Source organism: Aquimonas voraii (assembly GCF_900101825.1).
GTDB lineage: Bacteria > Pseudomonadota > Gammaproteobacteria > Xanthomonadales > Xanthomonadaceae > Aquimonas > Aquimonas voraii.
The window spans coordinates 31,586-57,843 of record NZ_FNAG01000006.1 but is presented as its reverse complement, the minus strand read 5'-3'; the positions used below and the strand labels follow the sequence as shown (position 1 = coordinate 57,843).

General features: G+C 69.4%; 17 protein-coding genes. 9 read left to right on the top strand and 8 right to left on the bottom strand.

Annotated elements, in window-relative coordinates; translation table 11 throughout:
• Positions 1–5: 5 nt before the first annotated feature.
• Positions 6–2,420: a serine/threonine-protein kinase gene (locus tag BLP83_RS11150; RefSeq protein ID WP_176764151.1), complete on the top strand. Its 2,415-nt coding sequence runs from the start codon at positions 6–8 to the stop codon at positions 2,418–2,420.
• A 132-nt stretch (positions 2,421–2,552) separates the two neighbouring features.
• On the opposite strand, the gene BLP83_RS11145 is transcribed toward BLP83_RS11150, so the two are convergent.
• The 7 genes from BLP83_RS11145 to bioC all read right to left on the bottom strand — a co-directional run bounded on the left by BLP83_RS11145 (position 2,553) and on the right by bioC (position 15,049).
• Positions 2,553–3,116: an ECF-type sigma factor gene (locus BLP83_RS11145; RefSeq protein WP_176764150.1), complete on the bottom strand. Its 564-nt coding sequence runs from the start codon at positions 3,114–3,116 to the stop codon at positions 2,553–2,555.
• Between the two features lie 269 nt (positions 3,117–3,385).
• Positions 3,386–6,934: a choice-of-anchor D domain-containing protein gene (locus BLP83_RS11140; protein WP_091242642.1), complete on the bottom strand. Its 3,549-nt coding sequence runs from the start codon at positions 6,932–6,934 to the stop codon at positions 3,386–3,388.
• 368 nt (positions 6,935–7,302) lie between these two features.
• Positions 7,303–9,405 carry a S9 family peptidase gene (locus BLP83_RS11135; RefSeq protein ID WP_091242639.1) on the bottom strand — a complete coding sequence of 701 codons (2,103 nt, stop codon included), beginning with the start codon at positions 9,403–9,405 and terminating at the stop codon, positions 7,303–7,305.
• Between the two features lie 177 nt (positions 9,406–9,582).
• Positions 9,583–11,472 carry an MFS transporter gene (locus tag BLP83_RS11130; RefSeq protein ID WP_091242637.1) on the bottom strand — a complete coding sequence of 630 codons (1,890 nt, stop codon included), beginning with the start codon at positions 11,470–11,472 and terminating at the stop codon, positions 9,583–9,585.
• A gap of 516 nt (positions 11,473–11,988) precedes the next feature.
• The gene (gene dinB, locus BLP83_RS11125) at positions 11,989–13,098 is read right to left on the bottom strand and encodes a DNA polymerase IV (RefSeq protein WP_091242634.1); all 1,110 of its coding nucleotides are present in this window, start codon (positions 13,096–13,098) and stop codon (positions 11,989–11,991) included.
• Positions 13,099–13,152: 54 nt separating this feature from the next.
• Positions 13,153–14,082: an SDR family NAD(P)-dependent oxidoreductase gene (locus tag BLP83_RS11120; protein ID WP_091242633.1), complete on the bottom strand. Its 930-nt coding sequence runs from the start codon at positions 14,080–14,082 to the stop codon at positions 13,153–13,155.
• 76 nt (positions 14,083–14,158) lie between these two features.
• A complete protein-coding gene (gene bioC, locus BLP83_RS11115; RefSeq protein WP_091242630.1) occupies positions 14,159–15,049 on the bottom strand; it encodes a malonyl-ACP O-methyltransferase BioC in 891 nt (296 codons plus the stop codon).
• Positions 15,050–15,157: 108 nt separating this feature from the next.
• On the opposite strand from bioC, the gene BLP83_RS11110 reads away from it, so the two are divergent.
• From BLP83_RS11110 to BLP83_RS11095, 4 genes are all read left to right on the top strand, one after another.
• Positions 15,158–15,877: a 2OG-Fe(II) oxygenase gene (locus BLP83_RS11110; RefSeq protein ID WP_091242629.1), complete on the top strand. Its 720-nt coding sequence runs from the start codon at positions 15,158–15,160 to the stop codon at positions 15,875–15,877.
• Between the two features lie 62 nt (positions 15,878–15,939).
• Positions 15,940–16,668 carry a hypothetical protein gene (locus BLP83_RS11105; protein WP_091242626.1) on the top strand — a complete coding sequence of 243 codons (729 nt, stop codon included), beginning with the start codon at positions 15,940–15,942 and terminating at the stop codon, positions 16,666–16,668.
• A gap of 177 nt (positions 16,669–16,845) precedes the next feature.
• Positions 16,846–18,144 (top strand): NADP-dependent isocitrate dehydrogenase, encoded by a 1,299-nt coding sequence (gene icd / locus BLP83_RS11100; protein WP_091242623.1) that lies wholly within the window; start codon positions 16,846–16,848, stop codon positions 18,142–18,144.
• A 258-nt stretch (positions 18,145–18,402) separates the two neighbouring features.
• On the top strand, positions 18,403–19,089 hold the full coding sequence (locus tag BLP83_RS11095) for a hypothetical protein (RefSeq protein WP_091242620.1): 687 nt from the start codon (positions 18,403–18,405) through the stop codon (positions 19,087–19,089).
• Positions 19,090–19,101: 12 nt separating this feature from the next.
• On the opposite strand, the gene BLP83_RS11090 is transcribed toward BLP83_RS11095, so the two are convergent.
• Complete coding sequence (locus tag BLP83_RS11090; RefSeq protein ID WP_091242619.1) at positions 19,102–19,719, bottom strand: HD domain-containing protein; 618 nt, start codon at positions 19,717–19,719, stop codon at positions 19,102–19,104.
• Positions 19,720–19,851: 132 nt separating this feature from the next.
• Here BLP83_RS11090 and BLP83_RS11085 point away from each other — a divergent pair, with 132 nt between their 5' ends.
• The 4 genes from BLP83_RS11085 to BLP83_RS11070 all read left to right on the top strand — a co-directional run bounded on the left by BLP83_RS11085 (position 19,852) and on the right by BLP83_RS11070 (position 26,162).
• The gene (locus tag BLP83_RS11085; protein ID WP_091242617.1) at positions 19,852–20,532 is read left to right on the top strand and encodes a phospholipase D-like domain-containing protein; all 681 of its coding nucleotides are present in this window, start codon (positions 19,852–19,854) and stop codon (positions 20,530–20,532) included.
• Positions 20,533–21,176: 644 nt separating this feature from the next.
• Positions 21,177–22,925 carry a bifunctional isocitrate dehydrogenase kinase/phosphatase gene (aceK, locus tag BLP83_RS11080; protein ID WP_091242965.1) on the top strand — a complete coding sequence of 583 codons (1,749 nt, stop codon included), beginning with the start codon at positions 21,177–21,179 and terminating at the stop codon, positions 22,923–22,925.
• A 356-nt stretch (positions 22,926–23,281) separates the two neighbouring features.
• A complete protein-coding gene (locus BLP83_RS11075) occupies positions 23,282–24,994 on the top strand; it encodes an endonuclease (protein ID WP_245680024.1) in 1,713 nt (570 codons plus the stop codon).
• Between the two features lie 223 nt (positions 24,995–25,217).
• The gene (locus BLP83_RS11070) at positions 25,218–26,162 is read left to right on the top strand and encodes a class I SAM-dependent methyltransferase (RefSeq protein WP_091242614.1); all 945 of its coding nucleotides are present in this window, start codon (positions 25,218–25,220) and stop codon (positions 26,160–26,162) included.
• Positions 26,163–26,258 lie beyond the last annotated feature (96 nt).

Genomic DNA, 26,258 nt, shown 5'->3' with positions numbered 1-26,258 from the left:
CGCGCATGCCGATTCGACCCGATGACTTCGCCACCGGTGGCGCCTTGCTGGGCGCCGCTGCCGCTTCGCTGCTGCGCGAACGCGAGCGCGCGCGGCTGCCGCAGCCGGGTGAGCGCATCGGGCCCTTCGCCATCGTCGAAGAGCTTGGCCGCGGCGGCATGGCCGTGGTCTATCGCGCCGAGCGCGCCGACGGCGAGTACGCGCAGACGGTCGCGCTGAAGTGGATCGGTGGCGGCGGCAGCGACGAAGGCGCACGCGCGCTGTTCCGCCGTGAACGCCAGGCCCTGGCCGATCTCAGCCATCCGCACATCGCGCGGCTGCTGGACGGCGGCCACAGCGTCGACGGCCAGCCCTGGCTGGCGATGGAGTTCATCGAGGGCCAGCGCATCGACACGCATGCGCGCGCCCTCGATCTCGACCTGCGGGCGCGACTGCGCCTGTTCCTGCAGGTCGGCGAGGCGGTGGCCTATGCGCATGCGCGCGGCCTGCTGCATCGGGACATCAAGCCCTCCAACGTGCTGGTGGCGGCCAATGGCCAGGCCAAGCTGCTCGACTTCGGCATCGTCCAGCTGATCGGCGAGGACGATGCGCTCGCCAACCACGCACACACGCCGGGCTATGCCAGCCCCGAGCAGGTGCGCGGCGAGCGCCTCACGGTGGCCGCCGACATCTACCAGCTTGGTCGTTTGCTGCAGCGCCTGCTGGCCGGCAGCGAGGCCGAAGCCGAGGCGCTGACCTCCGCCACCACCGTGCTCCATGCGAAAGCCAGCGAGCAGCGTTTCGACAGCAGCCCCCTGCCGGCCGAGCTGCGCGCGCTGATCGCCTGCGCCTGCGCGGCCGAACCGGCCCAGCGTTACGCCACGGTCGAAGCGCTGATGGCCGACGTGCGTGCCTTTCTCGAGCTGCGCCCGCTGCGCGCGCTGCCGCGTCGCGGCGGCTACCGCCTGCGCAAGTTCCTGCAGCGCCATCGTTACTCCGCGCTGGCGGCGGGCCTTGTACTGCTGGCGCTGACCGCGCTGGGCACCTGGTCGGCGCTGCGCGTCCGTGCGGAGCGTGATCTCGCGACGTACCAGGCGCAGGTGGCAACCACCGCCCTCGAGTTCCTCACCGATGACCTGCTCGCCGCGGCCTCGCCCGAGATCGCGCAGAGCCGCGAGATCAGCGTGCGCGAGGCCCTGGATCGCGCTGCCGAAAGCGTTGGCACGCGTTTCGCGGAGGCGCCGCTGGAGCAGCTGACCGTGCGCCAGGCGCTGGCCGCGCTGTACCAGCGGCTGGGGCGCCTGGACGAGTCCCTGCGCGAACTTGAACAGGCGCAGTCCCTGCTGCCGCGACTGCCGGAGGCGCGTCGCGACGAAGTGCAGGCGGATCTCGCCCTGCAGCGCGCCTGGCTGGATCTGGATCGCGGCGATCTCGACGCGCTCGCCGCGTATGTGGACGCCCAGCCCGCGCCAGCGCTGATGCGGCTGGAGGCCGGCGCGCTGCCGATGGCGATGGAGCGTGTGCGCCTCCAGGCCCTGCTGGCCTGGCACCGCGGTGACTACGCCCGCGCCGAGGCCCTGCAGTCCACGCTGCTGGCCTTGAGTGCCGATCGGCTCGGCGAAGACGCGCTGCGCACCGCGCGGATCCGCCAGGAGCATACCGATTCGCTGCGCATGCTCGGCCGCGATGCCGAGGTCGTGGCCACCTTGCGCCGGCTGCGCACGAGCTATGCCGCGGCGCTAGGCGAGCTGCATCCCGACACCATTTCCGCCGAACTCGATCTGGGCGTGGCGCTGCGCCATGCCGGCAGTTTCGACGAGGCCCTGCAGCAGCTGCAGGCGGGGCGCCAGCACGCTGAGGCGGTGCTGGGGGCGCGCCATGCGATCAGCCTGCGCTTCGCCAGCGAGACCGCGACCGTGCTGCAGGAATTGAAGCGCTACGACGAAGCCGAGCCCCTGTTCGAAACGGTCCTGGCCGGACGCCTGGAGCTGTTCGGCGAGGCCAATGCGCTGACCCGCAATGCGATGGCCAACCTCGGCCTTCTGCATGTGCTGCAGGGTCAGCTGGACAAAGCCGCGCCGCTGTACGAGCGCGTGCTCGCGCTGGAGCTCGAGCTGCTCGAAGCCGACCATCCGGACACGCTCAGCCTGATGCACAACCTGGGTGGGCTGTACCGCCGCCAGGGCCGCTTCGACGAGGCCTTGGCGATGCACGCGCGGGCGGTCGAGGGGGCAGGGCGCAAGCTCGGCGCGCGCGCCTGGCAGACCGGCATGTTCGAGATCGGCCGCGCGCTGAGTCTGGAGGCGGCGGCGCGGCCCGAGGCGGCGGATGCGGCGTTCGCCGAGGCCATCGCCATCCTTGGCGAGAGCCTGGGGCCGGAGCACGCGCGGACCTTGCGTGCGATCGCGATCCGCGACGAGGCCCGCGCCGCGCGGCCTTGAGTGCCAGCGGCGACGTGGAGCATGCGCCAGAGCCAGCCTGCCGAGCGCAGCGCTCAGCGTCGACGAAAGCGCAGCGCGTGCTGCACGCGAGCGCAGAATCAACCGCGGAAGGCGAGGGCGAATCGCAGGCGCTCAGGCGCCCGCGTTCAATGCCTCTGCGAGCCAGGCGCGCGCGGCATCCCAGTCACGGTGCACCGTGCGCGGCGAGATCTCCAGCGCGGCGGCGGTGTCGTCGTCGTTCAATCCGCCGAAGTAGCGGTGCTCGAACACCGCGGCCTGGCGCGGCTCGATGGCCGCCAGCCGCTGCAGGGCCGAGTCGATCTCGACCAGCAGTTCGAACTGCTGCAGTTCGATCGCGGCATCGTCGTCGAGGGTGACCGCGATCGCGCCGCCGCCCCGCTTCTGCGCCAGCCGCTCGCGGGCGTGGTCGATCAGCACCTGGCGCATGATCCGCACGGCCAGGCTGAGCAGGTGTCCGCGGTCCTTCGGCGTGTTCTCGGCGCGCGCCAGCCGCAGATAGCACTCGTGCACCAGCGCGGTGGTGTTGAGGGTGTTGTGGCGGTTGGCGTTCAGCGAACTGCGCGCCAGTCGCTTCAGTTCGGGATAGACCAGCTCCACCAGCCGATGCCAGGCCGTGCCGTCACCGGCGCGGGCGGCGTCGAGGAGCACGGTGATGTCGCGATCGGCTGGGGCCATGGGCGCGGACTCTAGCAGCTTGTTGAACAACGCCCCTCCCTCGGAGGGGTTTCGAGTCGGCCTTCTGGCGCGTGTCCGTGCCACCTCACGCTCCATCACTCGCGTAGGCCGGCGCCTGGTCGAATCGTCCGTGCTTGGCCGAGCCAGCAGGCTGCCTCTCGAATGCCCCCCTGCCGAAGAGCGGCGGCATCCGAAACCGGCGGAGTACACAAACGACGACGCCCCCGGGAAAGCCCGGGGGCGTCGTCGTACTACATCAGGCCTGCGGATCAGCCGCGTCGGCGCAGGGTCACCCAGCCGATCAGGCCGAGAATCAGCGCCAACAGGCTCAGGCTGCGCGCATCCATGGCATCCACCGCCGTGACCACGAAGCCGATGCCGACCAGGTTGGCGGTGGCGCTGCCCGCGGTCGAACTCACCGTCACGGTCTGGTTGAAGCTGCCGGTCGCGGTCGGTGCAAAGCGATACAGCACCGTGCAGCTGGTGCCTGCGGCCAGGCTGAAGGGCACGACGCCACAGCTGCCGCCGGTGATCTGGGCGAACGGTGCGCTCACCGCCGACAGGCCGGTCACGTCGAGGCCGCCGCTGCCGGTGTTGGTGAGGGTCAGGCTGAGCTGGCCGCCGGCGCCCACCTGCACGCGTCCGAAATCGAGGCTGCTGCTGAGCAGGCCAAGGCTGCCGACGCCGCCAATGCCGCTCAAGGCAAGGCTGGCACTGCCGGCGCTGCCGGCGTTGACCGTCAGCGACTGCGTCGCCAGCCCGGCGGCGCTTGGGCTGAAGCTGTAGGCGAGCGTGCAGCTCGCCCCGGCGGCCAGCGTGATCGGCACCGCACCGCAGCTGCCGCCCACGAGGGCGAACGGAGCGGCTGCCGCGCCCAGGCTGGCGATCGTGAGCGGGCTGCCGCCGCTGTTCGACAGGGTCACGGTCTGGCTGGCGCTGGTGGCGCCGACACTCACGGTGCCGAAGCTCAGCGTGCTCGGGCTGGCGCCAAGCGCGCCGGGCGGCAGTACCGAGCTGCTGTCGGTGGCCGCATTGTTGCCCGGCGTCGGATCGGTCACGGCGCTGCTGACGGTGGCGGTGTTGCTCAGCGTGCCGCTGGCCGCGGCCGCGATCGCGCAGCTCGCGGTGTAGCTGACGCTGGCCCCGGCGGGCAGGTTCGCCGCGTCGCCGATGTTGCCGCTGCCCGCCGCGGTGCAGGTGCCGCCGCCGGCAGCGACGCAGGTCCAACTGACGCTGGTGCAGGCCGCCGGTAAGGTGTCGGCGACCGTGCTGCCCGGCGCGTCGCTGGGGCCGGCATTGCTGGCGGTGATCGTGTACACGGTCGAGCCGCCGGCTGGGACTGCGGTCTGGCCATCGGTCTTGGTGATCGACAGGTCAGCCTGCGGGCTCAGCGTGTCGCTGTCGGTCGCGCTGTTGTTGGCGGGCGTCGGGTCCGTGATCGTGCTGCTGATGGTCGCGGTGTTGCTGAGCGTGCCGGTCGCCGCGGCCGCGATTGCGCAAGTCGCGGTGTGGGTCACGCTGGCGCCGGCTGGCAGATTCACGCTGTCGTTGAGGTTGCCGCTGCTGGCGGCGGTGCAGGTGCCGCCACCGGCGCCCACGCAAGTCCAGCTGCAGGTGAGCGCGGCCGGAAAGGTGTCCGTCACCGTGGCGCCGGTGACCGCATCCGGGCCCGCATTGCTCGAGGTGATCGTATAGGTGGTGCTGCCGCCAGGCACCGAGGTGGTGCTGCCGTTCGTCTTGGTGATCGCGAGGTCGGCGCTCAGGGCGCGGCAGGCGGTGACGCTGACATCGTCGATCGCGACGCCGGCGAAGTTGACCGTGGTGTCGCTGTCCAGATGAAACAGCAGCTCGGTGTTCTGGCCGGCCAGCGCGTCGGCGCGCACGAGTTTCTGGCTCCAGCCGGCGGCGGCTGGGATCTGCAGCGTGGGGTTGCCGACGGCATTGGCCATCGTCGCATCCGCCCACTCGAACAGGCGCAAGCCGCTGCCGCTGCCAACCTGGCGGAAATCGACGTGGTAGCGGTCGAAGTTGGCGCTCTCCATCTGGTAGCGCTGCGACCAGCGCACCAGCACGGGCGGCTGCAGGCCGCTCAGATCGATGTTCGGCGACAACAGATCCTGCGAACTGCTGAGGTCATAGGTGCCATCGAGGTCGGTCTTCCAGCAGCTGCTGCCGCTGGCGCAGCTGCTGAACGCAGCGATCGGGTTGGTGGTCGTGGTGCCGGCCGTCGCCGGCAGTCCCAGCTCCCATTCGTTGGCGATACCGCTGCTGGTGAAGCCTGCCGCGCCCGCTTCGAAATCGGTGCTGTAGACGGTGACCGGGGTGAAACCGGCGGCGCAAGTTGGCGGCGGCGGTGCCTCGCAGACCCGCAGACTCCAACCGGTGAGGTTGCCGCCGTCGGTGTTGGCGTCGTCGCGCAGCTCCAGCGTCCAGGTGCCACCGGCGTCGGTGCCGTCGAACCAGGCCAAGCGGTAGTTGAGCTCCGGCTTCAGTGCGAGGCCGCGCAGGGCCGTGAAGGATGGCGGAATCGCCGCTTCGTCGTCGAACACGGTATCCATCTGCGCCTGGCCGCCCGCGGACGTGGCGCCGATGTCGGTAAACAGGCCGACGCTGTTGCCGGCCGGTGAGACCAGCTGGGCGTCGATGTCGTTCATGAACGCATGGTTGAGCTGGAGGCTCACATCCAAGTCGGCGATCCGCGGATTGCCCGGGATGGTGATCGTCGAGGTCGCAAGCCCAGGGTTGGGGCCGATCGCCACCGGCACATCGGTGCTGGTGTAGGTGGTGCAGTTCAGCCCCTCGTTGGCGGCCGGCTGCACGCTGACGCTCAGTTGGTAGGTGGCGGTGGGCCCGCCCACCGCCGCGTTGGCCGAGTCGACGAAGGCGAAGTAGGTGCCGGCTTCCTTGACCGTGATGAACAGGGTTTCCGAAAGCGGGTTGGCCACCGATCCGGTGGACGTGTCATTGGCGACCAGGATCTGGTTGCTCGCATCGCCGAACAGGCCGAGTCCGAGGCGACCGTCCCACTGCACGTTGTCGCGCTCGGGATCGAGGTCCAGCGACAGGAAGACGGTGTCGCCGGCGTTGAGGCTCAGGCTGTACCAGTCCTGTTCGGTGGCGGCGGCGATGCCGCGCGCGCCGCTGACCCAGCCGCTGGCCGGCAGCGGATTCGCGGTTGCCGCCGTATCGTTGGGCTCCACCTCGGCCGTGGGCGAGCCTGCCTGCAGGCGGTAGTGCAGCTCGTACGGCCGTACGGTGGCTGTGGCGCTGGGCGAACTCACCTGCAGGTAGTAGGTGCCCGCGCTGGTCAGCGTGGTGCCGGCAACGCCTGAGGAGGTGCCGGCGAAGCTGCCGTCGTTGTCGTCGGCCTCGATGACCGTCGTGCCATCGGGCGCGATCACCTGCAGCAGTGAATCGGTGCCGGACCCGGCGGAGGCGGAGGTCATCACCCCCGCGTACAGGCGGTCGCCGGCCTGCGCCGCGATCGCGAAGACGTCGATGTCGGCGGCCGGCCAGAGCTTGGCGCGCACGACGCCTTGGCGCTCGGCCAGCGGACTGGCCGTGGCGCTGCTGTTGTTGGGCTCGATTTCGCCGTCGAAGCCCATGCCCAGCAGGGCGGGCGCCGCGCCTAGGGGCGACCCCATCGACGGCGCGCCGGGCTTGCCCGGCGGCGCGAGCGCCTCGGCCTCATGGATCTCGGCGAATTCGTATTCCAATGCCGCGGCGTTCTGGGCCGGCAATGCCGACCACGCACCGAGGCCGCCGATCAGGCTGCCACACAGCCACACCAAAGATTTACGCGGCGATTGCCTGCGCATGTGTCCTTCCCCCCGAAAACGCTGGATAGCGCGCGGGCGCTCATTGCGAGCGCCCGGGTCCTCCCCCACGGAGTTCCGGCGCGCATTAGCGCATTCCCGTGAAAAGCACGCAATCGGGGCGTCGGCGGCGCAGGAGCCATTCACTGGCCGCAGGCAAGTGGCCTCGGACTGGGCCGGTTCAGACGGCAGAGAACGTCCAGACTCGTGGGCCTGGCGGTGACACGCGAGCCCGCAGTTGTGGCAAGGGAACGCAGGCGTGAGCAACGCGGCTCCGAGCGCCGCGCCATGCACGTGCCACCAGCGCGTCGCGCAGACGCGAACGGGGCGGGCTGGCCCCCTTCGCGTCTACGCAGTTCCGATCTGGCGTCTCAGCCGGCGTCGGGCTGCAGCCAGCGCGCCAGCCAGTCGTGGACCTCCTGGTAGAAGTAGCGGCTGTTCTCGCCCTTCAGAATCCAGTGGTTCTCGTCGGGGAAGATCACCAGTCGGCTTTCGACCTGCTGGCGTTGCAGTGCGGCCCAGTACTCGAGGCCGTTGTTGATCGGCACGCGGTAGTCGTTCTCGCCGAAGGTCACCAGCACCGGCGTCTTGAAGTTCTCGGCGTAGGTGATCGGGCTCTGCTCGGTCCACAGCGGGATGTCCTGCCAGTGCGGGCCGCCCTGTGCCACTTCACGGCCGTAGGCGACATCCGACGTACCCCACTGCGATTTCAGGCTGATCAGGCCGGCATGGCTGACCAGGCAGCGGTAGCGGGTGGTGCTGGCCTGCAGCCAGTTGGCCAGGTGGCCACCATAGCTGGCGCCGCCGGCGCACTGGCGCGTGCCGTCGATGAAGGCGTAGCGCTCGATGGCCTCGTCGGCGGCGTCGTTGATTTCGTCCGACGGCCCTTTCAACGGGTCGCCCTGGATGCCCTGGGCGAAGGCCTCGCCAAAGCCGGTCGAGCCGGTGTAGTTGGTCAGCAGAACGACATAGCCCGGAGCGGCCAGCAGGTGGTAGTGCCAGCGCAGCACCCACATGTCGCGCCACATAGTGTGCGGGCCGCCGTGGATGACCACGAACAGCGGGTACTTCTTTGCGGGATCGAAGCCCGGCGGGCGGATCAGCAGGTTGTGGATCTGCTTGCCGTTCGGCGCGGTGCTCCAGAAGTGCTCGGCCGGCGGCAGGTCGAGCGCGGCGACCCGCTCGGCGGTGAAGCGGGTCAGCGGCACGGCGCGGCCGCCGCGCTCGATGCGTACTACCTCCGGCGGCTGCGCGGCGTGCTCGTGCAGGGCGATGATCCGCGCCTGGCTGCCGCGGCCGCCGGCATTGACCAGGGTGTAGACGCCGCGCTCGGGCGCGAATGCCAGCTCGACCTTGCCGCTGCGCGCATCGGCGCGCCAGAGCTTCTCGTAGCCCTCGTGTTCGGCCGAGAGGTAGAGGCTGCGGCTGTCGGCGCTGACCGCATAGCTGCTGACCGCGAGATCACCCGGAATGCGCAGGCGCGACTCGCTGCCTGAGGGCCAGTCGATGCGGGCCAGGTCGGTGGTGCTGTAGATGCGCCCGTTGCGCGCGTTGACCAGCGCCAGCAGCTGGCGCCCATCCGGGGTGAAGCGCGGCGTGGCATAGCTGTCGCCGACGCCTTCCACGCCGGCATTGGTCAAGCGCTTGGGCTCTCCGCCGGCAGCCGGCACCTGCCAGAGATCGGCATGGGTGAAGTCGAAGGCCGCGCGGTCGCGGTTGGTGGTGGCGACGAACACGATCGACTCGCCATCGGGCGTCCACACCGGCTCAAGCTCCGAACTGCCGGGCGTGGTGCGGCCATCAAAGCCCGCGCTCTTCAGCAGGGCCGTGCCGGCCAGCAGGTCGCGGGCTTCAGCTTCGCCGAGGGTCTGCACGAAGACGCGCGGCCGGGTTTCGTCCAGCCAGCGGTCCCAGTTGCGGATCGGGAAGCCGGTGTAGACCCGGGCGTTGTACTTGCGGTTCTTCTGCTCTTCGGCGATGCGCTTGCTGTCCTCTTCGCTGGCGGCATCCGGGTGCAGGTTGCTGACGAAGAGGATCTGCCGGCCGTCGGGCGAGAACTGCGGCGTGCGCGCGCCGGTGCTGAGGCTGGTGACGCGCTGCGCCTCGCCGGCGCGGTCGATATCGAGGACGTAGATCTGGTTCTGCGCATCGGCCTCGCGCTTGGTCGAGAATGCGATGCGTCGGCTGTCACGGCTCCAGGCCACCCCGGCTTCCGGCGCGCGGGTGGCGGTCAGGCGACGGGGCTCGGCGCTGCCGTCGGCCGGCACGATCCACAGATCGCTGACCTGCTCCTCGGCCTTGTACGCCGGCTCGGTGAGCGTGAAGACCACCTGGCGGCCGTCTGGACTCAGCACCGGCGCGGACACGCGCGGCATCAGCCAGAGGTCTTCATGGTTCAGCACGCGCTGCTCGGCGGCCTGCGCGCCGTGGAGCGTGAGGCTGCCTGCGACGAGCAGGCCCAGTGTTCGCAACATGCGTAGCTCCTTCGAGCAGGATGGGTGACCGCCGGACGGTGCCGGGCGCGCTACGCCTTGTCCAGAGGCGAAGGGCAGGGGGTCTGCACGGTTCCGTCGATGCGGTGGGTCGAGACCCACCGTGCGCTCGGCACTGGCCTCGGTGCTCCGAGCCCATCGGGTGGGTCAAGACCCACCCTATGCCCAATCGCCCCGCAGCGCCTGCACGAGGTCCTGCAGCGCTGCAGCCGTCGCCTTTTCGGGCGGCAGGGCCGGATCGATGGCCAGTTCGATGTGGGCGCGGAAGCGGCGCGGCAGGCGCATTCGGCGCAGGGCCGAGTCGCGGCGGCTGAACAGGCTGCCCCACATGCCGCGCAGGGCCATCGGCACCACCGGCACCGGGCGGGCGGCGAGAATGCGTTCGACGCCGGAGCGGAAGGGATTGATCTCGCCCGTGCGGGTGATCTGGCCCTCGGGGAAGATGCCGACCAGCTCACCGGCGGCCAGTGCCGCGTCGATCTCGGCGAAGGCTTTCTCCATCAGTGCGGGGTCTTCCTTGGCGCCAGCGATGGGAATCGCCTTGGCGGTGCGGAACACCCAACTCATCACCGGGATGTTGAAGATCTTGTAGTACATGACGAAGCGGATCGGTCGCTGCACCGAGGCCGAGATCAGCAGCGCGTCCATGAAGCTGACGTGGTTGCAGACCACCAGCGCGGCGCCTTCGTCCGGCACCTGCTCGACGCCGCGCACGCGCAGCCGGTAAAGCAGGCTCATCAGCAGCCAGACCAGGAAGCGCATCAGGAATTCCGGCACCAGCCGGAAGATGTGCCAGGCCACCAGCGCGTTCAGCACCGCCGTGACCAGCAGGATCTGCGGAATGTTCAGCTCCAGCGCGGTCAGGCCGATCGCGAGCCCCGCCGCCAGCACCATGAACAGGGCATTGAGGATGTTGTTGGCGGCGATCACCCGCGACACTTCCTCGCGCGGCGTGCGCGACTGGATCAGGGCGAACAGGGGCACGATGAAGAAGCCGCCGAACAGGCCGATGAGGGCGAGATCCATCAGCACCCGCCAGCGTCCGGGCTGACCGAAGACCTCGCTGACCGACTGCCCCAGCGCGCCGACGTCTGCGGGTTGGGCGAAATAGAGATCGATGCCGAACACCGACAGTCCGATCGCGCCCAGCGGCACCAGGCCGATCTCGATCTTGTGACCGGACAGCTTCTCGCACAGCAGCGAGCCGACGCCGATGCCAGCCGCGAACACCGCCAGCAGCACCGACATCACCGCCGCTTCGCCGCCCAGCGTGTCGCGCGCATAGACCGGCAGCTGGGCCAGCACCAGCGAGCCGTAGAACCAGAACCAGCTGATGCCCAGCACCGAGTTCAGCACCGCGGTGCGGCCGCGCAGGGTGCCGAGCGTGTGGCCGATTTCGCTGATCGCGTTCCAGTTGAATTTGAGATCCGGCGCGGTCGGCGGTGCCGGCGGAATCGCCAGACTCACGCCCCAGCCGACGATGGCGAGCCCGATCACGCAGACCGACACCCAGAGGTCGGCATTCTCGAGCTGCATCAGCGGCCCGCCCGCGAGGAAGCCGAGCAGGATCGCCATGAAGGTCGCGGCTTCCACCCAGGCATTGCCGCCGACCAGCTCCCAGGGCTTCAGGTGCTGCGGCATCAGCGAGTACTTCAGCGGGCCGAAGAAGGCCGACTGCGTACCCATCAGGAACAGCACGCCGAGCAACAGCTCGACCGAGCCGAGCGCGAAGCCGACCGCGGCCGCCATCATGATCAGAATCTCGGCGAACTTGATCAGGCGGATCAGCCGCGCCTTCTCATACTTCTCGGCGATCTGGCCGGCGCTGGCCGAGAACAGGAAGAAGGGCAGGATGAACAGCGCCGCGGCGATGTTCGAGTACAGCAGGCTCTGTTCCTGGTCGGTGCCGACGCGATAGATGACCAGGCCGATCAGCGCGTTGCGGAACAGATTGTCGTTGAAGGCCCCCAGCGCCTGGGTCAGGAAGAAGGGCAGGAAGCGGCGCTGCGCGAGCAGGGCGAACTGCGAGGTCTGCGGGGCGTCGGCCATGCGGGGCGTCCATGCGTGGGTGGCGGGCGAGTGTGAGTGTCCTGTGAGGCGGGCTGTCAAGCCGCGTCAGCTAGTGCCCCAGCGTGCAAAGGCTTGTCCTGCGACTGTAAGGAAGTGTTTCGGGGTTCAGCCGCGCATCGACCAGCGGACGGTTTTCCGCCGTGACCGGTGCACCGGCCGGCGCGCGGACGGGGCGAACTGTGAGCGGTTCCGCTTTCCGGAATCTGGCACGGAAGCTGCTGGTCACAGGCATCGCCCCAGTCCATCCCGGCTGTCTGAAGCGGCCCTCGGAGCTCACCATGTTCGCCTTGACCCTGCTGCACACGCTGGATCGCGTCCGCCACGAAGTGCTGGTGCCGGCCTGGTACTGGGGCCTCGCGCTCTGCGACGGTGCGGCTTACCTGCTGGCGCGTCGCTGAGTCCGCAGTCATCTCGCGCTCGCAGTGCGAGCGCTGTCACCGCGGCGGGGTGACCTTCAAGCGGAGGCCTGCTGCAGCACACAGTGCATGCGGCGGCTCATTCCCCGCGTCCGAACAGACTGCCCTGCCGCGGCAGGCTTTCCGCTTCCACCAGGTTCGCGAGCCCGACGCCTGCCAGCCGATAGCGCGTGCGTTTTGGCAAGTCGACGCGCGCACGCAGCGCCAGTGCAATCTGCAAGAGTTCCTGCCATGAGGACGGCGGTGAGTCCGAGCTCAGGCTGCGGGTGAGGATGCGGAAGTCGGTGGTCTTGAGCTTCAGCACCACGGTGCGGCCGATCCGCTGCGAGCGCTGCGCCGACGCCCAGACCTTGCGTGCCAAGGGTTCCAGCTCCGCACCGATCGCGTCGAGCTCCAGATCCACCGCGAAGGTGTCCTCGGCCGAGATCTGCAGGCTGGGCCGCTCGGGTTCGACCGGGTGCTCATCGATGCCCAGCGAGAGCTCGTGCAGGCGCCGGCCCCAGCGGCCGAAGCGGGCGATCAGCGCCTCGGCACCCAGCTCCCGCAGCTCGCCGACCTGCTGGATGCCGAGTTCGGCCAGCTTGGCCTGCATCACCTTGCCGACGCCGGGCAGCTTGCCCACCGCCAGCGGTGTGAGGAAATCCAAGGCCTGTTCCGGGCGGATCACGAACAGGCCGTCGGGCTTGCGCCAGTCGGACGCGATCTTGGCGAGGAACTTGTTCGGCGCCACCCCGGCGCTGGCGGTCAGCTGGGTGGTCTCGCGGATCTCGGCGCGGATCGCCTTCGCCACCGCCGTGCCCGAGCCCAGGCCTTGGGTGTCCTCGCTGACGTCGAGGTAGGCCTCGTCCAGCGACAGCGGCTCGATCAGCGCGGTGTGCTTGGCGAAGATCGCCCGCACCTCGGCCGAGACCGCCTTGTAGCGGCCGAAGTCGGGCGGCACGAACACCGCCTCGGGGCAGAGGCGCTCGGCGCGGATCGCCGGCATCGCCGAGCGGATGCCGAACACACGGGCCTCGTAGCTGGCCGCACAGACCACCGAGCGCGCGCCCTTCCAGGCGACGACCACCGGGCGCCCGCGCAGGCTCGGGTCGTCGCGCTGCTCGACCGAGGCGTAGAAAGCGTCCATGTCGACGTGGACGATGCGGCGCCGGTTTGGCGCATCGTTCGGGTCCGGGCTGGGCCGTGTCATCCCCTGAGCATGCCGGCCAGCGGGCGCCGCCGCCAGCGCTGGCGGGCACGCGCCTCAGAGCGCGTCGAGCCGCCTGCGCAGGTGCGCGACCAGAGCTGCCGCATCAGCGCCGCCGCGGGTGAAGCCGAAGGCATGCTCGGTCTCGCGCTGACGGTCCAGCCACAGCCCGCCCGCGGCCGCCCGCGCGGGGCGCTTTGCCGCCAGCCACAGCGCGGTATCCGCGCCCTCTTCGGCGCTGCGCAGCCAGCGGCCCAGCACGCGGCGGAACAGCGGCAGGGCGCTGCGTACGCCCTCGGTGTCGACCCAGCCCGGGTGCATGGCATAGGCACGCGGCGCCGACTCTCCGAGCCCATTCCACCAGCGGGTCAGTTCGACCTGGGCGCGCTTGTGCTGGGCATAGGCGGCGAGGCCGTTGTGATCCTCGGCCGAGCGCGCTTCCAGCGCGGCCAGGTCGAGCCGCGCGCCGTACAGCCCGCCCGAACTCATCGAGATCACTGCGCTGCGCGCATCCAGTGCAGCCGCCTCGCGCAGCCCTTCCGTCAGCACGAAATGGTTGAGCAGGTTGGTGGCAAAGCCGGCTTCGATCCCCTCGGCGGTGCGCTGGAAGTCGTGCAGCATCAGGCCGACGTTGTTGACCAGCACGTCGACACGACCTGCGCGGGCCAGCGCGCTGGCGGTGGCGCGGGTGGCCGCGACGCTCGCCAGATCGACCTTGAAACCGTGGATGCGACCGCTGCCTTCGGCGTCCAGCGCCTGCAGGCGTGCGCCGTCGCGGCCCAGGGCGACCACGTCGGCGCCGGCCGCTGCTGCGCCCAGTGCGATCGCGCGGCCGATGCCGCCGGTCGCACCGCTGACCACCCAGCGCTGGCCGCGGAAATCGAAGTCGAGCGCTTCGAAGCCGCGGGCGCGGCGGACGTAGCCGAGCCTTGAGAAGCTGGGCAGGAAGCGGGCGTAGAAGAACAGGCTGGCGAGCGCGTTGAGCATCGGCGGCAGTCTGCGCGCGAGACAGCCAAGCGCGCGTGAGCCAGGCGCGCAGGCGGCGTGAGCGCGACGCGCGGCCTCAGACCTTGCGGCGGATCTTCAGGCCCGAGACCGGGAAGCTGGCGATCTCGCCGCCGCCCTCGCGGCGCCGCGGCTGGCCGGGCTCGGGCGCAAAGCACTGGGCGTAGAAGACCTCGTAAGTGGCCGGCAGCACGCCCTCGCGACGGTGCTGCTCGTAGGCCTCGAACACCTGCTGCATGCGCGCCTTGCCGGTCAGGCTGCGGCGACGATCGGACCAGGCATTGCCGGCGCCGATACCGCGCAGCTCGCGCATCAGACTACGGACGTCGGGATAGGTCAGGGTGAAGCGGTCGGTGTCCAGTACCGGGTCGCGGAAGCCCGCGCTCATCAGCGCATCGCCCACCGCCTGCATCGGCGTGAAGCTGGAGACATGGGGTGCGCGATCGGCGGCGGCGAAGGACTCGCGCAGCTCGTACAGGGTGTCGGGGCCGAAGCTCGAGAACAGCAGCAGGCCGCCCGGCCGCAGCAGGCCGCGCAGGCCGTCAAGCACGGCCGGCAGGTCCTCGATCCACTGCAGGCAGAGGTTCGAGAACACCAGGTCGAAGCTTTGTTCGGCGAAGGGCAGGGCGCGGGCATCGGCACAGACGCGATGGAAGCGCTTCGACTTCGGCGTGTACCAGCGCCAGCCACGGCCAGCTTCGACCAGCATCGGCAGCGCGAGATCGAGCGCCACCAGCTCGGCCTTCGGATAGCGCCGACGCAACTCGGCGCTGGCCCGACCGGGTCCGCAGCCAAGATCCAGGATCCGCGCGGGTTCGCCCTTCGCGAACACCAGCTGCTCCAGCAGGCGCGATTCCACCTCGCGCTGCAGCACGGCGATCGCGGCGTAGTCGGAAGCGGCGCGGCCGAAGGCTCGGCGCACCTGGCGCAGGTCGAGGCGGGGGTCCATGAGGGCGCGCAGTGTACGCCAGTGCGCCGGCTCCTTGGCCGCCTCCCCGTCCACGGCCTGCGCGTAGAATCGGCCATCACCGGGTCCTCACGTCCAGCGGGTCGCGCAATGAGCCACAGCCATAACGATTTCATCGAGGTCTACGACAATGCGCTCAGCCGCGAGCAGTGCGCGGCACTGATCCAGCGCTTCGAGCGGTCGAACCAGCTCCAGCCGGGGGCGGTCGGGGGCGGCGTCTATCCCGAGCTCAAGCACAGCAGCGACCTGACGATCTCGGGTCGGCCCGAGTGGCAAGACGCCGAGCAGGCGCTGAACACGGCCATGCTCAATGGCCTTGTCGCCTACCTGCGGCGCTATCCGCACACCCTCATCGCGCCGCTGATGCTGCAGATGCAGGACCCGAACAGCGGCGAGGTGCGCCGCCTCGACGCCAGCGACGTCGAGCGGATGAATGCGGACCGGCTGGTGCCGGTGCTGCAGCAGGTGTTCCGCCCGGGCGCCATCAACCTGCAGCGCTACCGCGCCGGCGAGGGCGGCTATCCCTACTGGCACTGCGAGCTCTACCCCCGTGACCGCGATGCCGAATGCCTGCACCGCACCCTGCTCTGGACGGTCTACCTCAACGACGGCTTCGACGAGGGCGAAACCGAGTTCCTGTACCAGGAGCGCAAGGTCAAGCCCAAGGTCGGCAGCCTGCTGATCGCACCCGCCGCCTTCACCCACACCCACCGTGGCAACCGGCCCCAGCGTGGCGACAAGTACATCGCCACCAGCTGGGTGCTGTTCCGCCGCGCCGAGCAGCTCTATCCGGACATGGCAGCGGCCTGAATCCTGCACGCTGGCGACATTGCCCGTCGCCCGCACCCCAAGCCCCTCGCAAGGAGCCTTGCATGCACCCGAAACTGACGATCAGCAGCGGCCTGGCCCTGTGCTTGGCCCTGGCGGCCTGCTCCGAGCCGCCGCCACCGCCGCCCAGCGGGCCCACCGTCAACAGCGCCGCCGCCAACGAGGCGATCGCCCTGTTCGACCAGGCGCGCGCCGAGGGCCGCGGCCAGCTCGCGCGGGCCTATGCCCAGGACATCCTCGCCAAGTACCCCGGTACCGAGGCCGCCGCCAAGGTGCAGGCGGCGATGGCCGAGATCGAGACCATGGCCGCCGCCGACCGCGAGCGCACGCGTCTCGCCAACCTCTGGGTCTACCACGCGGTGGGCGAGGTCAAGGGCACCACTTACACGGCCTTCATGTACGAAGCCGGCAGCACTCAGAAGCCGCGCGAGGAGCGTCCGCAGCTGGTGCTGCGCCGGCACCCGGAGTGGGGCCAGAACGTCTACATCCTGCTGCCCGGCGGCCGCATCGCCTGCGGCGCGCGCTGCAACGTCAATCTCAAGATTGATGAAGGAAACCCGGTGCGCTTCGAGGCCAGCCAGCCCGAGGGTGCTCCGGTGCCGGCCATGTTCATCGAGGAGGACCGGCGCTTCTTCGAGGCGCTGAAGACCGCCCGCTGGATCGAGATCGAGGTGCCGATCCGCGGCGGCAAGCAGAGCCTGCGCTACGAAGTCGGCGGCATCGACCTCGCCCGCATGGGGCCCGAGGTGGCGGCGCGCCGGCCGCGCGGCTGAGTCCGCCCAAGCGTCCGCGCCTGCCGAAGGCCGCACTTCACGCTCACGCCCCCGCAGGCGACAATGGCGCGCTGCGTTGCGCGGCACTGAGACCGCGCCCGGCCTGCATCACTGCAGGCACAGCTTTCATCCAAAGGCCCCGCCTCCGCGGCGGCGGCCGCAACCGGGAGGATCCCCATGGCAGAACCGACCCTCACCCCGCCCGCCGGCGGCGCCAAGATCACCATCGACAGCGGCAAGCTGCAGGTGCCGAACAACCCGATCATCCCCTTCATCGAAGGCGACGGCACCGGCCCGGACATCTGGCGCGCCTCGGTGCGCGTGCTCGACGCGGCGGTGGAGAAGGCCTACGGCGGCCAGCGCAAGATCCACTGGCTGGAGATCTACGCCGGCGAGAAGGCCAACAACCAGTTCGGCACCTGGCTGCCGGACTCGACCGTGCAGGCCTGCCGCGACTACCTCGTCTCGATCAAGGGCCCGCTGACCACGCCGATCGGCGGTGGCATCCGCTCGCTCAACGTCGCCCTGCGGCAGATGCTCGACCTCTATGTCTGCCTGCGTCCGGTGCGCTGGTTCAAGGGCGTGCCGAGCCCGGTCAAGCGTCCCGACCAGGTCGACATGGTGATCTTCCGCGAGAACTGCGAGGACATCTACGCCGGCATCGAGTTCGAGCAGGGTTCGGACGAGAACGCGAAGTTCCTGAACCTTCTGAAGGAACACTTCCCCAAGAGCTTCGGCAAGATCCGCTTCCCCGAGACCTCGGGCATCGGCATCAAGCCGGTCTCGCGTGAGGGCTCCGAGCGTCTCATCCGCGCCGCCATCGAGTACGCCATCGCCAACGGCCGCAAGTCGGTGACGATCGTGCACAAGGGCAACATCATGAAGTTCACCGAAGGCGCCTTCCGCAACTGGGGCTACGCCCTGGCGGAGCGCGAGTTCGGCGACAAGACCTACACCTGGGACCAGTGGGAGCGCACCAAGGCCGCCAGCGGCGAGAAGGCTGCGAATGAAGAGCAGGCCGCCGCGGTCGCCGCCGGCAAGATCATCATCAAGGACGCCATCGCCGACATCACCCTGCAGCAGGTGCTGACGCGGCCGAACGAGTTCGACGTGATCGCCACGCTCAACTTGAACGGCGACTACCTCTCCGACGCCCTGGCCGCGCAGGTCGGCGGCATCGGCATCGCCCCGGGCGGCAACATCAACTACATGACCGGCCACGCCGTGTTCGAGGCCACCCACGGCACCGCGCCGAAGTACGCCAACCTCGACAAGGTCAACCCGGGCTCGGTGATCCTGTCCGGCGAGATGATGCTGCGCTACATGGGCTGGACCGAAGCGGCCGACGCCATCATCAGCGCCATGGACGCCGCCATCGGCGCCAAGACCGTCACCTACGACTTCGCCCGCCTGATGGACGGCGCGACGGAAGTGAAGTGCTCGGAGTTCGCGGACGCGCTGATCAAGGCGATGTAAGCGGGCGCTGTGATGGGTTGAACGCACAAGGCCGCCTTTGGGCGGCCTTGTGCATTGTCGGGCGCAGGTTTGGTCGAGCGCCAAGCTCAAGCCTCGCCTGCGAGAGCAGTAGCGGAAGCCTGCTTGCGGCAAGCGCGCTGCGATCGCCTACTTGTGCCTGCGACCGCTCTGGCTTCTGCGTGACTTCGGATTCTGCGTGACTTCCGTCTGTGTCCGAACTGGGAGCCAAGGTCGCTCGAACCCAGCGAGGCCTCCGCCATGACTGACCGCCGCTACGCCCTCTGGCCGCTGCCTCTCGCCGTCGCCCTGGTGCCCGTGTTCGCCGCCCACCTCGCTTACGCGCTGTCGATCGAGGCCGGCCACGTGCCTGCTTGCGTGCCTTACTTCGAAGGCTGCACTTCGATCAGTCGGGCGGCGCGGCATGGGCTGGGCAATCACCTGTTCCGGCTGCTGATGCTGCCTTCGGCGCTGCTGCTCACCCTGCATTGGCTGGCGACCATCGTCTGGCTGCGGCAGAGCACAGGCGAGTCCCGGGCGGGTAGCAGTCTCTGGCTGCTGGCGCCGTTCGCCGGTCTGGTGCTGGCGGTCTACGCCACCTTCCTCGGAACGGATGGCGAGGCCTATCGCTTCCTGCGCCGATATGGCGCCCAGCTCTACTTCGCTTCGGTCTACCTTGCGCAGCTGGTGGTGGTGCGGCACTGGCATCGCCGGCTCGGACGCTGGGACCGCGTCGGCACGGTCTGGCTGGCGATCTCGCTGATGATGCTGGCCCTGGGTCTGGGCTATACCGCCGTCGCCAACGGCTTCGAGGATCCCGAGCTGAAGGACCGCATGGAGAACCTGCTGGAGTGGCATATCGGCGCGCTGATGACGGCCTGGTATCTGCTGCTGGCCTGGGTGTGGCGGCGCGAGGGCTTCAACCTGGGCTTCAGGCTCGGACGCTGAGCGCCCGGGCCTTCAGCGGATCGCCTGCGCAAGGTTGATCCGCGCCTGCGCCTCAAGCCGCGCGCGCAGGGCTGGCGTGCGGTACAGCGGCTCGCGCCTCGCGAATTCGCGCAGCAGCTGGCGGCGCTTGTAGCGGAAGAGGAAGCCCGGCACCCAGACGTACTCGCCGCGCACCTGCTGCTCGTACTCGGCGAAGCGTTCGGGGGCTGCGCCGAGAATGGCGAGGTCGATGTCGACCAGCAGGCTGGGGTCGCCGGGCGCCGGTTCGGCGGCATGCGCGGTGTCGAGGATCAGGGCGTGGATGCGCGCCGTCGCTGCAGGATCGGCGCCGGCCTCGCCAAGCGCTTGCGCTGCCCAGTCGGCGCTGCGCTGCTCGTTGTCCTTGGCGCGCGGATCGTAGACCGCATCGTGGAACCACAGCGCCAGCACGAGTTCGTGCGGTCGTTCGGCCAGTGCGCGATGCGCGCGCAGCAGGTCCAGACACTCCGAAAGATGCTGCAGGCTGTGATAGTGCCGCTGCGGTTCGCGCCAGGCGTCCCGCAGCGCCTGAAGGCAGGTCAGTGCGTCGCCCGCCGCGCCGACCGCGCGCCAGGCCTGCAGGAATTCGAGGTCGTTCGGATGCGCAGTCATCGGTCGGGCGCAGGCGTCGGCTTGGATGCCAGGCAGGCTCGCCAATCCGGCGCGCTCTGGCAAGCCGCATCCGAAGCTCGACGCTGGGGCCGCATCCGCCGATCATCGCGGGCCTTCATCCGGAGCCTGCGCATGGACTTCAACCAGCTCGACCAGACCCTGCGCGACAGCCTCGCTGACCTCAAGCTCAGCGTGGACGAGCGCGACGAGCTGCGCGAGCTCGGCCAGTCGCTGTCGCCCGATGCGATCCGCTTCCTGCGCAACCGCGCCTTTGCTCTGGTGCGCGAGCTGGTGGCCGACCCCGCGCAGGCGCAGCCGGCGCTGAAGTGGCTGGAGCAGGTGGTCAAGACCTTGGACCTGAAGGCGCAGGTCGCGCGCGAGCCCGCCAGCGCGCACTTCAGCCCGGGCGAGAGCTGTCGGCAGAAGATCCTGGCGCTGTGCCGCGCGGCCCGCACGCAGGTCGATGTCTGCGTGTTCACCCTCGCCGATGACCTGCTTGCCGCGGCCCTGCTGGAGTGCCACCGCCGAGGTGTCGCGGTGCGCCTTATCACCGACAACGACAAAGCCTTCGACGCCGGCAGCGATGTCGTCTGGCTGCGCGATCAGGGCCTGCCGGTGAGGGTGGATCGCAGCAGCTACCACATGCACCACAAGTTCGCGGTTTTCGACGGCCGCCTGCTGCTGAACGGCAGTTTCAACTGGACCCGCAGCGCGAGCACTTCGAACGAGGAGAACCTGATGGTGATCGAGCACGCCCAGCTGGTCGCGGATTTCCGCACCGAGTTCGAGCGCCTGTGGGCGCGCCACGCCTGAGAGTGTGGTGAAAGTGACCCCGGTGCGGCGGAGCAAGGCGGCAACCCAGGCCCCGCCGCACCGGGGCCGGTGCGGGCCGCTGTGCGGCTCGGGATCGATAACGGCTGGATGCGCGCGAACTTTAGGGCAAGGCTGATCGAGTCCCTCATCGCCTTGATCCGTGGTCGCGAGTCCGGCCCAGGTCCGGACTCGTTCGGCCGCTGCGCGGCGACCCTTCGCTTCGCGCGGTAACGCTGGATCAAGCAGCGCGCGCTCGATCCAGGGGCGCGCCCTGCATGGCCGGCGGCAACGCTGGATTCTTCAGGCTTGCCTTGGGGTGGGGCGACGCGCTCGGCAGATGCGCATCGAGAGCCAGAAACGAAACAGCCGAATCGCATCCTGCGATCCGGCTGTGTGCTTCGGGGAGAGCATGGGACCGGGGCCGTGGGGGAGGTCGGAGAGCCGGTCCGGAGCGCCTCGCAGAACAACGCGGGCACGGGTGCATTATTCACGCGACAGGTGAAGGAAATAGCCTGATACGTCGCATGCAGGGTCAGGGCGTTCCTGACAAGTCATTCATGGTGTAAGGCTTGAGACCACATTGCCGCAAGCCGATCGCGCGGAAGATCGGTTTGATCCCCATCGCGCTGCCCGGCCCGACCGACATGAGTGAGTTCTCATCCGAATCTATGCAGCCTCGCACGCCCGACGAGGCGCGCGTGGAACTGGCGTCCACCTCCATCCGTGACGCCTTCGAGGGCTACAACGCCCATTTCCGCGCGATCACCCAACGCGCGCGGCGGCGCTTCGAGCAGCGCGACTGGCTGGGCGCGCGCTCGGATGCAGTCGAGCGCATCGAGCTCTACGACCGCTGCGTCGCCGCCGCCGGTGCACGCCTCGCCGCGCAGCTGGAGGCACAGTCGCAGGACAAGGCCCTGTGGGCGCGCATCCACGCCCGCTATGCCGAGCTGATCGCCGGCCTGCTCGACCAGGAACTGTACAAGACCTTCTTCAACACACTGACTCGGCGCTTCTTCGCGACCCGCGGCGTGGATGCGGCGATCGAGTTCGTGGCGCTGTCGATCGCGCCCACCGATCGCATCACCCATCCAGTGGCGCGGCGCAGCTACGCGGTGGCCGGCGACCTCGCCGCGGTGTTCGCGCGCGTGCTGGCGGACTATCCCTTCGCGGTGCCTTATGCCGACCCCCAGGACTGCGCGCGCAAGCTGGCGGAACGCATCGGTGAGCAGCTGGCCGACTGGGAGGCGCCGCCCGTGCGCGGTCTGGAGCTGATGGAGACAGTGTTTTACCGCGAGCGCCGCGCCTATCTGGTCGGCCGCGTCTATGGCGAGAGCCGGTTTGCGCCGATCGTGATCGCGCTGATGCACACCGAGCGGGGCCTGCGCGTGGATGCGCTGATCACCGAGCGCGCCCAGGTGGCCGTGCTGTTCGGCTACACCCGCAGCTACTTCCATGCGGATCTCGAAACCGTGGGCGATGCGGTGGTGTTCCTGCGCACCCTGCTGCCGCACAAGCCTGTGGATGAGCTCTACACCGTGCTGGGCCGCGCCAAGCAGGGCAAGACCGAGCGCTACCGGCACCTGTTCGCGCATCTCGCGCGCCACCCCGAGGAGGCCTTCGTCCACGCCGACGGCGAGCGCGGCATGGTGATGGCGGTGTTCACCCTGCCCAGCTATCCGGTGGTGTTCAAGCTGATCCGCGACCGCTTCGCCTACCCGAAGACCATGGCCCGCGCCGAGGTCGAGCAGAAGTACCGGCTGGTCTTCCACCACGATCGCGTCGGCCGCCTGGTCGATGCGCAGCTGTTCCGCCACCTGCGCTTTGCGCGCCGCCAGTTCGCTCCGGCCCTGCTCGACGAACTGCTGCAGGGCTGCCGCGAGACGGTGCAGACGGACGGCGAAGACCTGGTGTTCTCGCACTGCTACATCGAGCGCCGCCTGCGACCCCTGAACCTCTACCTGCGCGAGGTCGAGCCGGCGCGCGCGATCGCTGCCATCGTCGATTACGGCCAAGCCATCAAGGACCTCGCGCGCAGCAACATCTTCCCGGGCGACCTGCTGCTGAAGAACTTCGGCATCAGTCGCGCCGGCCGGGCGATCTTCTATGACTACGACGAGCTCTGCTTCGTCACCGAGTGTCGATTCCGCGCCCTGCCAACCGCACGCCACGAGGACGAGGAGCTGCACGCCGGCGCCTGGTACCACGTCGACGAGAACGACGTCTTCCCCGAGCAGTTCCCGCAGTTCCTCGGGCTCTCGCCCGAACTGCGCGAGGCCCTGCTGGAGGCCCACGGCGAGATCTTCACCGTCGGCTGGTGGCTGGCCCTGCAGGAGGACATCCGCGCCGGCGCGCTGGCCGATGTGCCGCCGTATCCGTCGCGGCTGCGGGTTTAGCGGCGTGTCGAAGAACTCCGTTCCGGGGATTCTTTCAAGACAGCGGCCCGGCACGGGTCGGTAGCGCCTTCCGACGAAGCGGCCGCTTTCGCGCTTGCTTTTCCGACTCGGCCCGCCCCGGCTGCGCCTGCAGGCGGCGTTTCAACCGCCTGCAGGCGCGCTGACTTCACAGCGTCACGCGAAAGCCGCAGACTCCGCGCGCCGCGTCGGGAGCGACTCCCGCGCGCGCTGGGGCGGCCGCGGTGGCCGCCACCGCCGGATGCAGGGCCGGGGAGGGCCCGCGCATCACGCGGAACCGCTCGTTTCCGCAGCGTGACCGTGGCCGGATGCCGCGGCGCGCGGCTTACGGAGTTCCCATGACCCTGTCCCTGCGTGGACGACTCGCGCCTGCCTGCAGTGCGCTGGCTTCGCTGTGCCTGATGGCCGCCGGCGCTGCCCGCGCCGATGTCTTCATCAACGAATTCCACTACGACAACAATGGCACCGACAGCGGCGAGCGCGTCGAGCTCATCGCCCCGGCCGGCACTTCGCTGAGCGGCTGGAAGCTGGTGCTTTACAACGGCAGCGACGGTCGCCAGTACGCGACCTACAGCCTCTCGGGCACCACCGCCAACCAGTGCGGTGGCCACGGCACCGTGGTGGTCAATGTGCCGGGTATCCAGAACGGCAGCCCGGATGGGTTTGCGCTGATCGACGCCGGTGGCGCCGTCGTCCAGCTTTTGAGCTATGAGGGCGGCTTCACCGCCACCGACGGCCCCGCCGCCGGTCGCGTGGCCACGCCGATCGCCGTGGCCGAAACCGCGACCACCCCGGTCGGGCAGTCCCTGCAGCTCGCCGGCAGCGGCAGTCGCGCCAGCGATTTCACCTGGCAGGCGCCGCGCGCGGCCAGCTTCGGTGCCTGCAACAGCGGGCAGACCCTGGTGGCGGCAGGTGGGGGTGGCGACGGCGGCACGAGCCTGAGCAACGGGGTGACCCGCACGGGTCTTGCGGCGACGGCCGGCAGCAGCCTGGCCTTCACCCTGGACGTGCCCTCCGGCGCCAGCAACCTGCGCTTCGCGATGAGTGGTGGGACGGGTGATGCCGACCTTTACGTGCGCTATGGCAGCGCGCCCACCACGACGGTCTACGACTGTCGCCCGTATCAGACCGGCAATGCCGAAACCTGCAGCTTCGCCAGCCCGCAGGCCGGCACCTGGCACGTGGCGATCCGCGCCTACACGAGCTTCAGCGGCGTGAATCTCACGCCGAGCTTCGACACGGCGAGCGCGCCGCCGTCGGGCTACTACAGCGGCGTGCAGACCGGCAGCGCCAGCGCCTTGCGCGCCAGTCTGCATGCGCTGATCGACGACCACACGCGCATCCCGTACACCGCCAGCACCACCGACACCTGGGACGTTCTGAACCAGGCCGAGCAGGATCCGCTCAACAGCGGCCGCATCCTCGACGTCTACAAGAATGCGTCCTATGCCAAGGTCGCCGGCGGCAACGACTTCTACAACCGCGAGCACACCTGGCCGAATTCGCTGGGCTTTCCCAACGACGGCCCGACCAATTCGGCCTACACCGACCTGCACATGCTGATGGCCTCGGACATCGCCTACAACGCGGCGCGCGGCAACAAGGCGTACGACAACTGCCCCAGCGGCTGTACCGAGTACCCGACCGGCGCCTATGCCGGGCAGGGCGGCGGCAGCGGCGCGTACCCGGGCAATTCCAACTGGACCAACGGCAGCGTGTTCGAGGTCTGGTCGAAGCTGAAGGGCAATGTGGCCCGCGCGATGTTCTACATGGACATCCGCTACGAAGGTGGCAGCCACGGCGGCACCGGCGCGGCCGAGCCCGACCTGCGCCTCACCAACGATCTGAGCCTCGTGGTCGGCACCTCGGGCAATGCCTCGGTGGGCTACATGGGCCGGCTCTCGACCCTGATCCAGTGGCATCAGCAGGATCCGCCGGACGAAGCCGAACGCCTGCGCAATGCCCTGATCCAGACCTACCAGGGCAATCGGAACCCGTTCGTCGATCAGCCGCAGTGGGTGGCCTGCGTCTATCAGTCGGTCTGCAACTGAGCCCAGCCTGCGCAGGACAGGACGAAGCGCGCTCCGCTTCGTCCTGTCGCTCGCCCCAGTCGCGCGCGTGGCCGAGGCCGACCCGCAGCCGTGTTCTGCGCAAGGATCAGGCACCCGCCTTATCTCCATCCTCACGCGCCTGTGCTAGCGTGCCCCGCTGCATCCGACCGCGTCGCCGCTCCCGGTGGCGCCTGAACCCTGCAGACCCCGCGAGGAGTCCCCCATGCTCAAGAAAACCCTGCCGCTGTTGATCGTGCTGTCGCTGGCCGCCTGCTCGCAGTCCGAGGCCCCGCCCGCCGCCGCACCCGCGGAAGCCCCGAAGGCCGCCGAGCCCGCACCGGCCCCCGCCGAGCCGGTGAAGTCGCCGCTCGAGCAGGCCGTGGCCGGCGCCTGGCGCACGCCCGAGAATGTCGCCCGTGATGCTTTCCGCAACCCTGCGCCGACGCTCGGCTTCTTCGGCGTCGAGCCCACCGAGGTGGTGCTCGAGATCACCCCGGGCGGCGGCTGGTACACCGAGATCCTGGCGCCGCTGCTGCGCGATGGCGGCAGCTATATCGCCGCCGTGGTCGACCCGGCCAAGGCTGCCAACGAGCGCGCCGCCGAGTACTACGGCAACGCGCTGAAGAGCTTCCAGGAGAAGCTGGCCGGCAATGCCGAGGTCTACGGCAAGGCGCAGGTGGTGCAGTTCGATCCTGCCAATCCGGTGTTCGGTGCGCCCGGTTCGGTCGACACCGTGCTGACCTTCCGCAACGTCCACAACTGGATGCCCTCGGGCGCAGCACCGGCCTATTTCAAGGGCTTCTATGACGTGCTGCGCGAAGGCGGCACCCTCGGCATCGTCGAGCACCGCGCCGCCGAAGGCACCGAGCCCGATGGGCGCAGCGGCTATGTGACCGAGGCGCAGGTGATCGCGCTGGCCGAGGCCGCCGGCTTCAAGCTCGAAGAGAAGTCGGAGATCAATGCCAACCCGAAAGACACCCGCGACCATGCCAATGGCGTGTGGTCGCTGCCGCCGGTGCTGCGTGGCGGTGACGAGGACCGCGAGAAGTTCGTGGCGATCGGCGAGTCGGACCGCATGACCCTGCGCTTCGTCAAGCCGGCCGCCAGCGATTCGGCCCCGCCTGCGGGCGATGGCGATCCTGAAGGCGAGGGCGGCTCGGAGTCTTGAGACAAGGCTGAAGAATTCAGCGTTCTCGCCCGCCCTGGCAGGCGAGAACGCTGATCAAGGACAGGTTGGACTGGGTCCGCATGGCCTCACGACTTC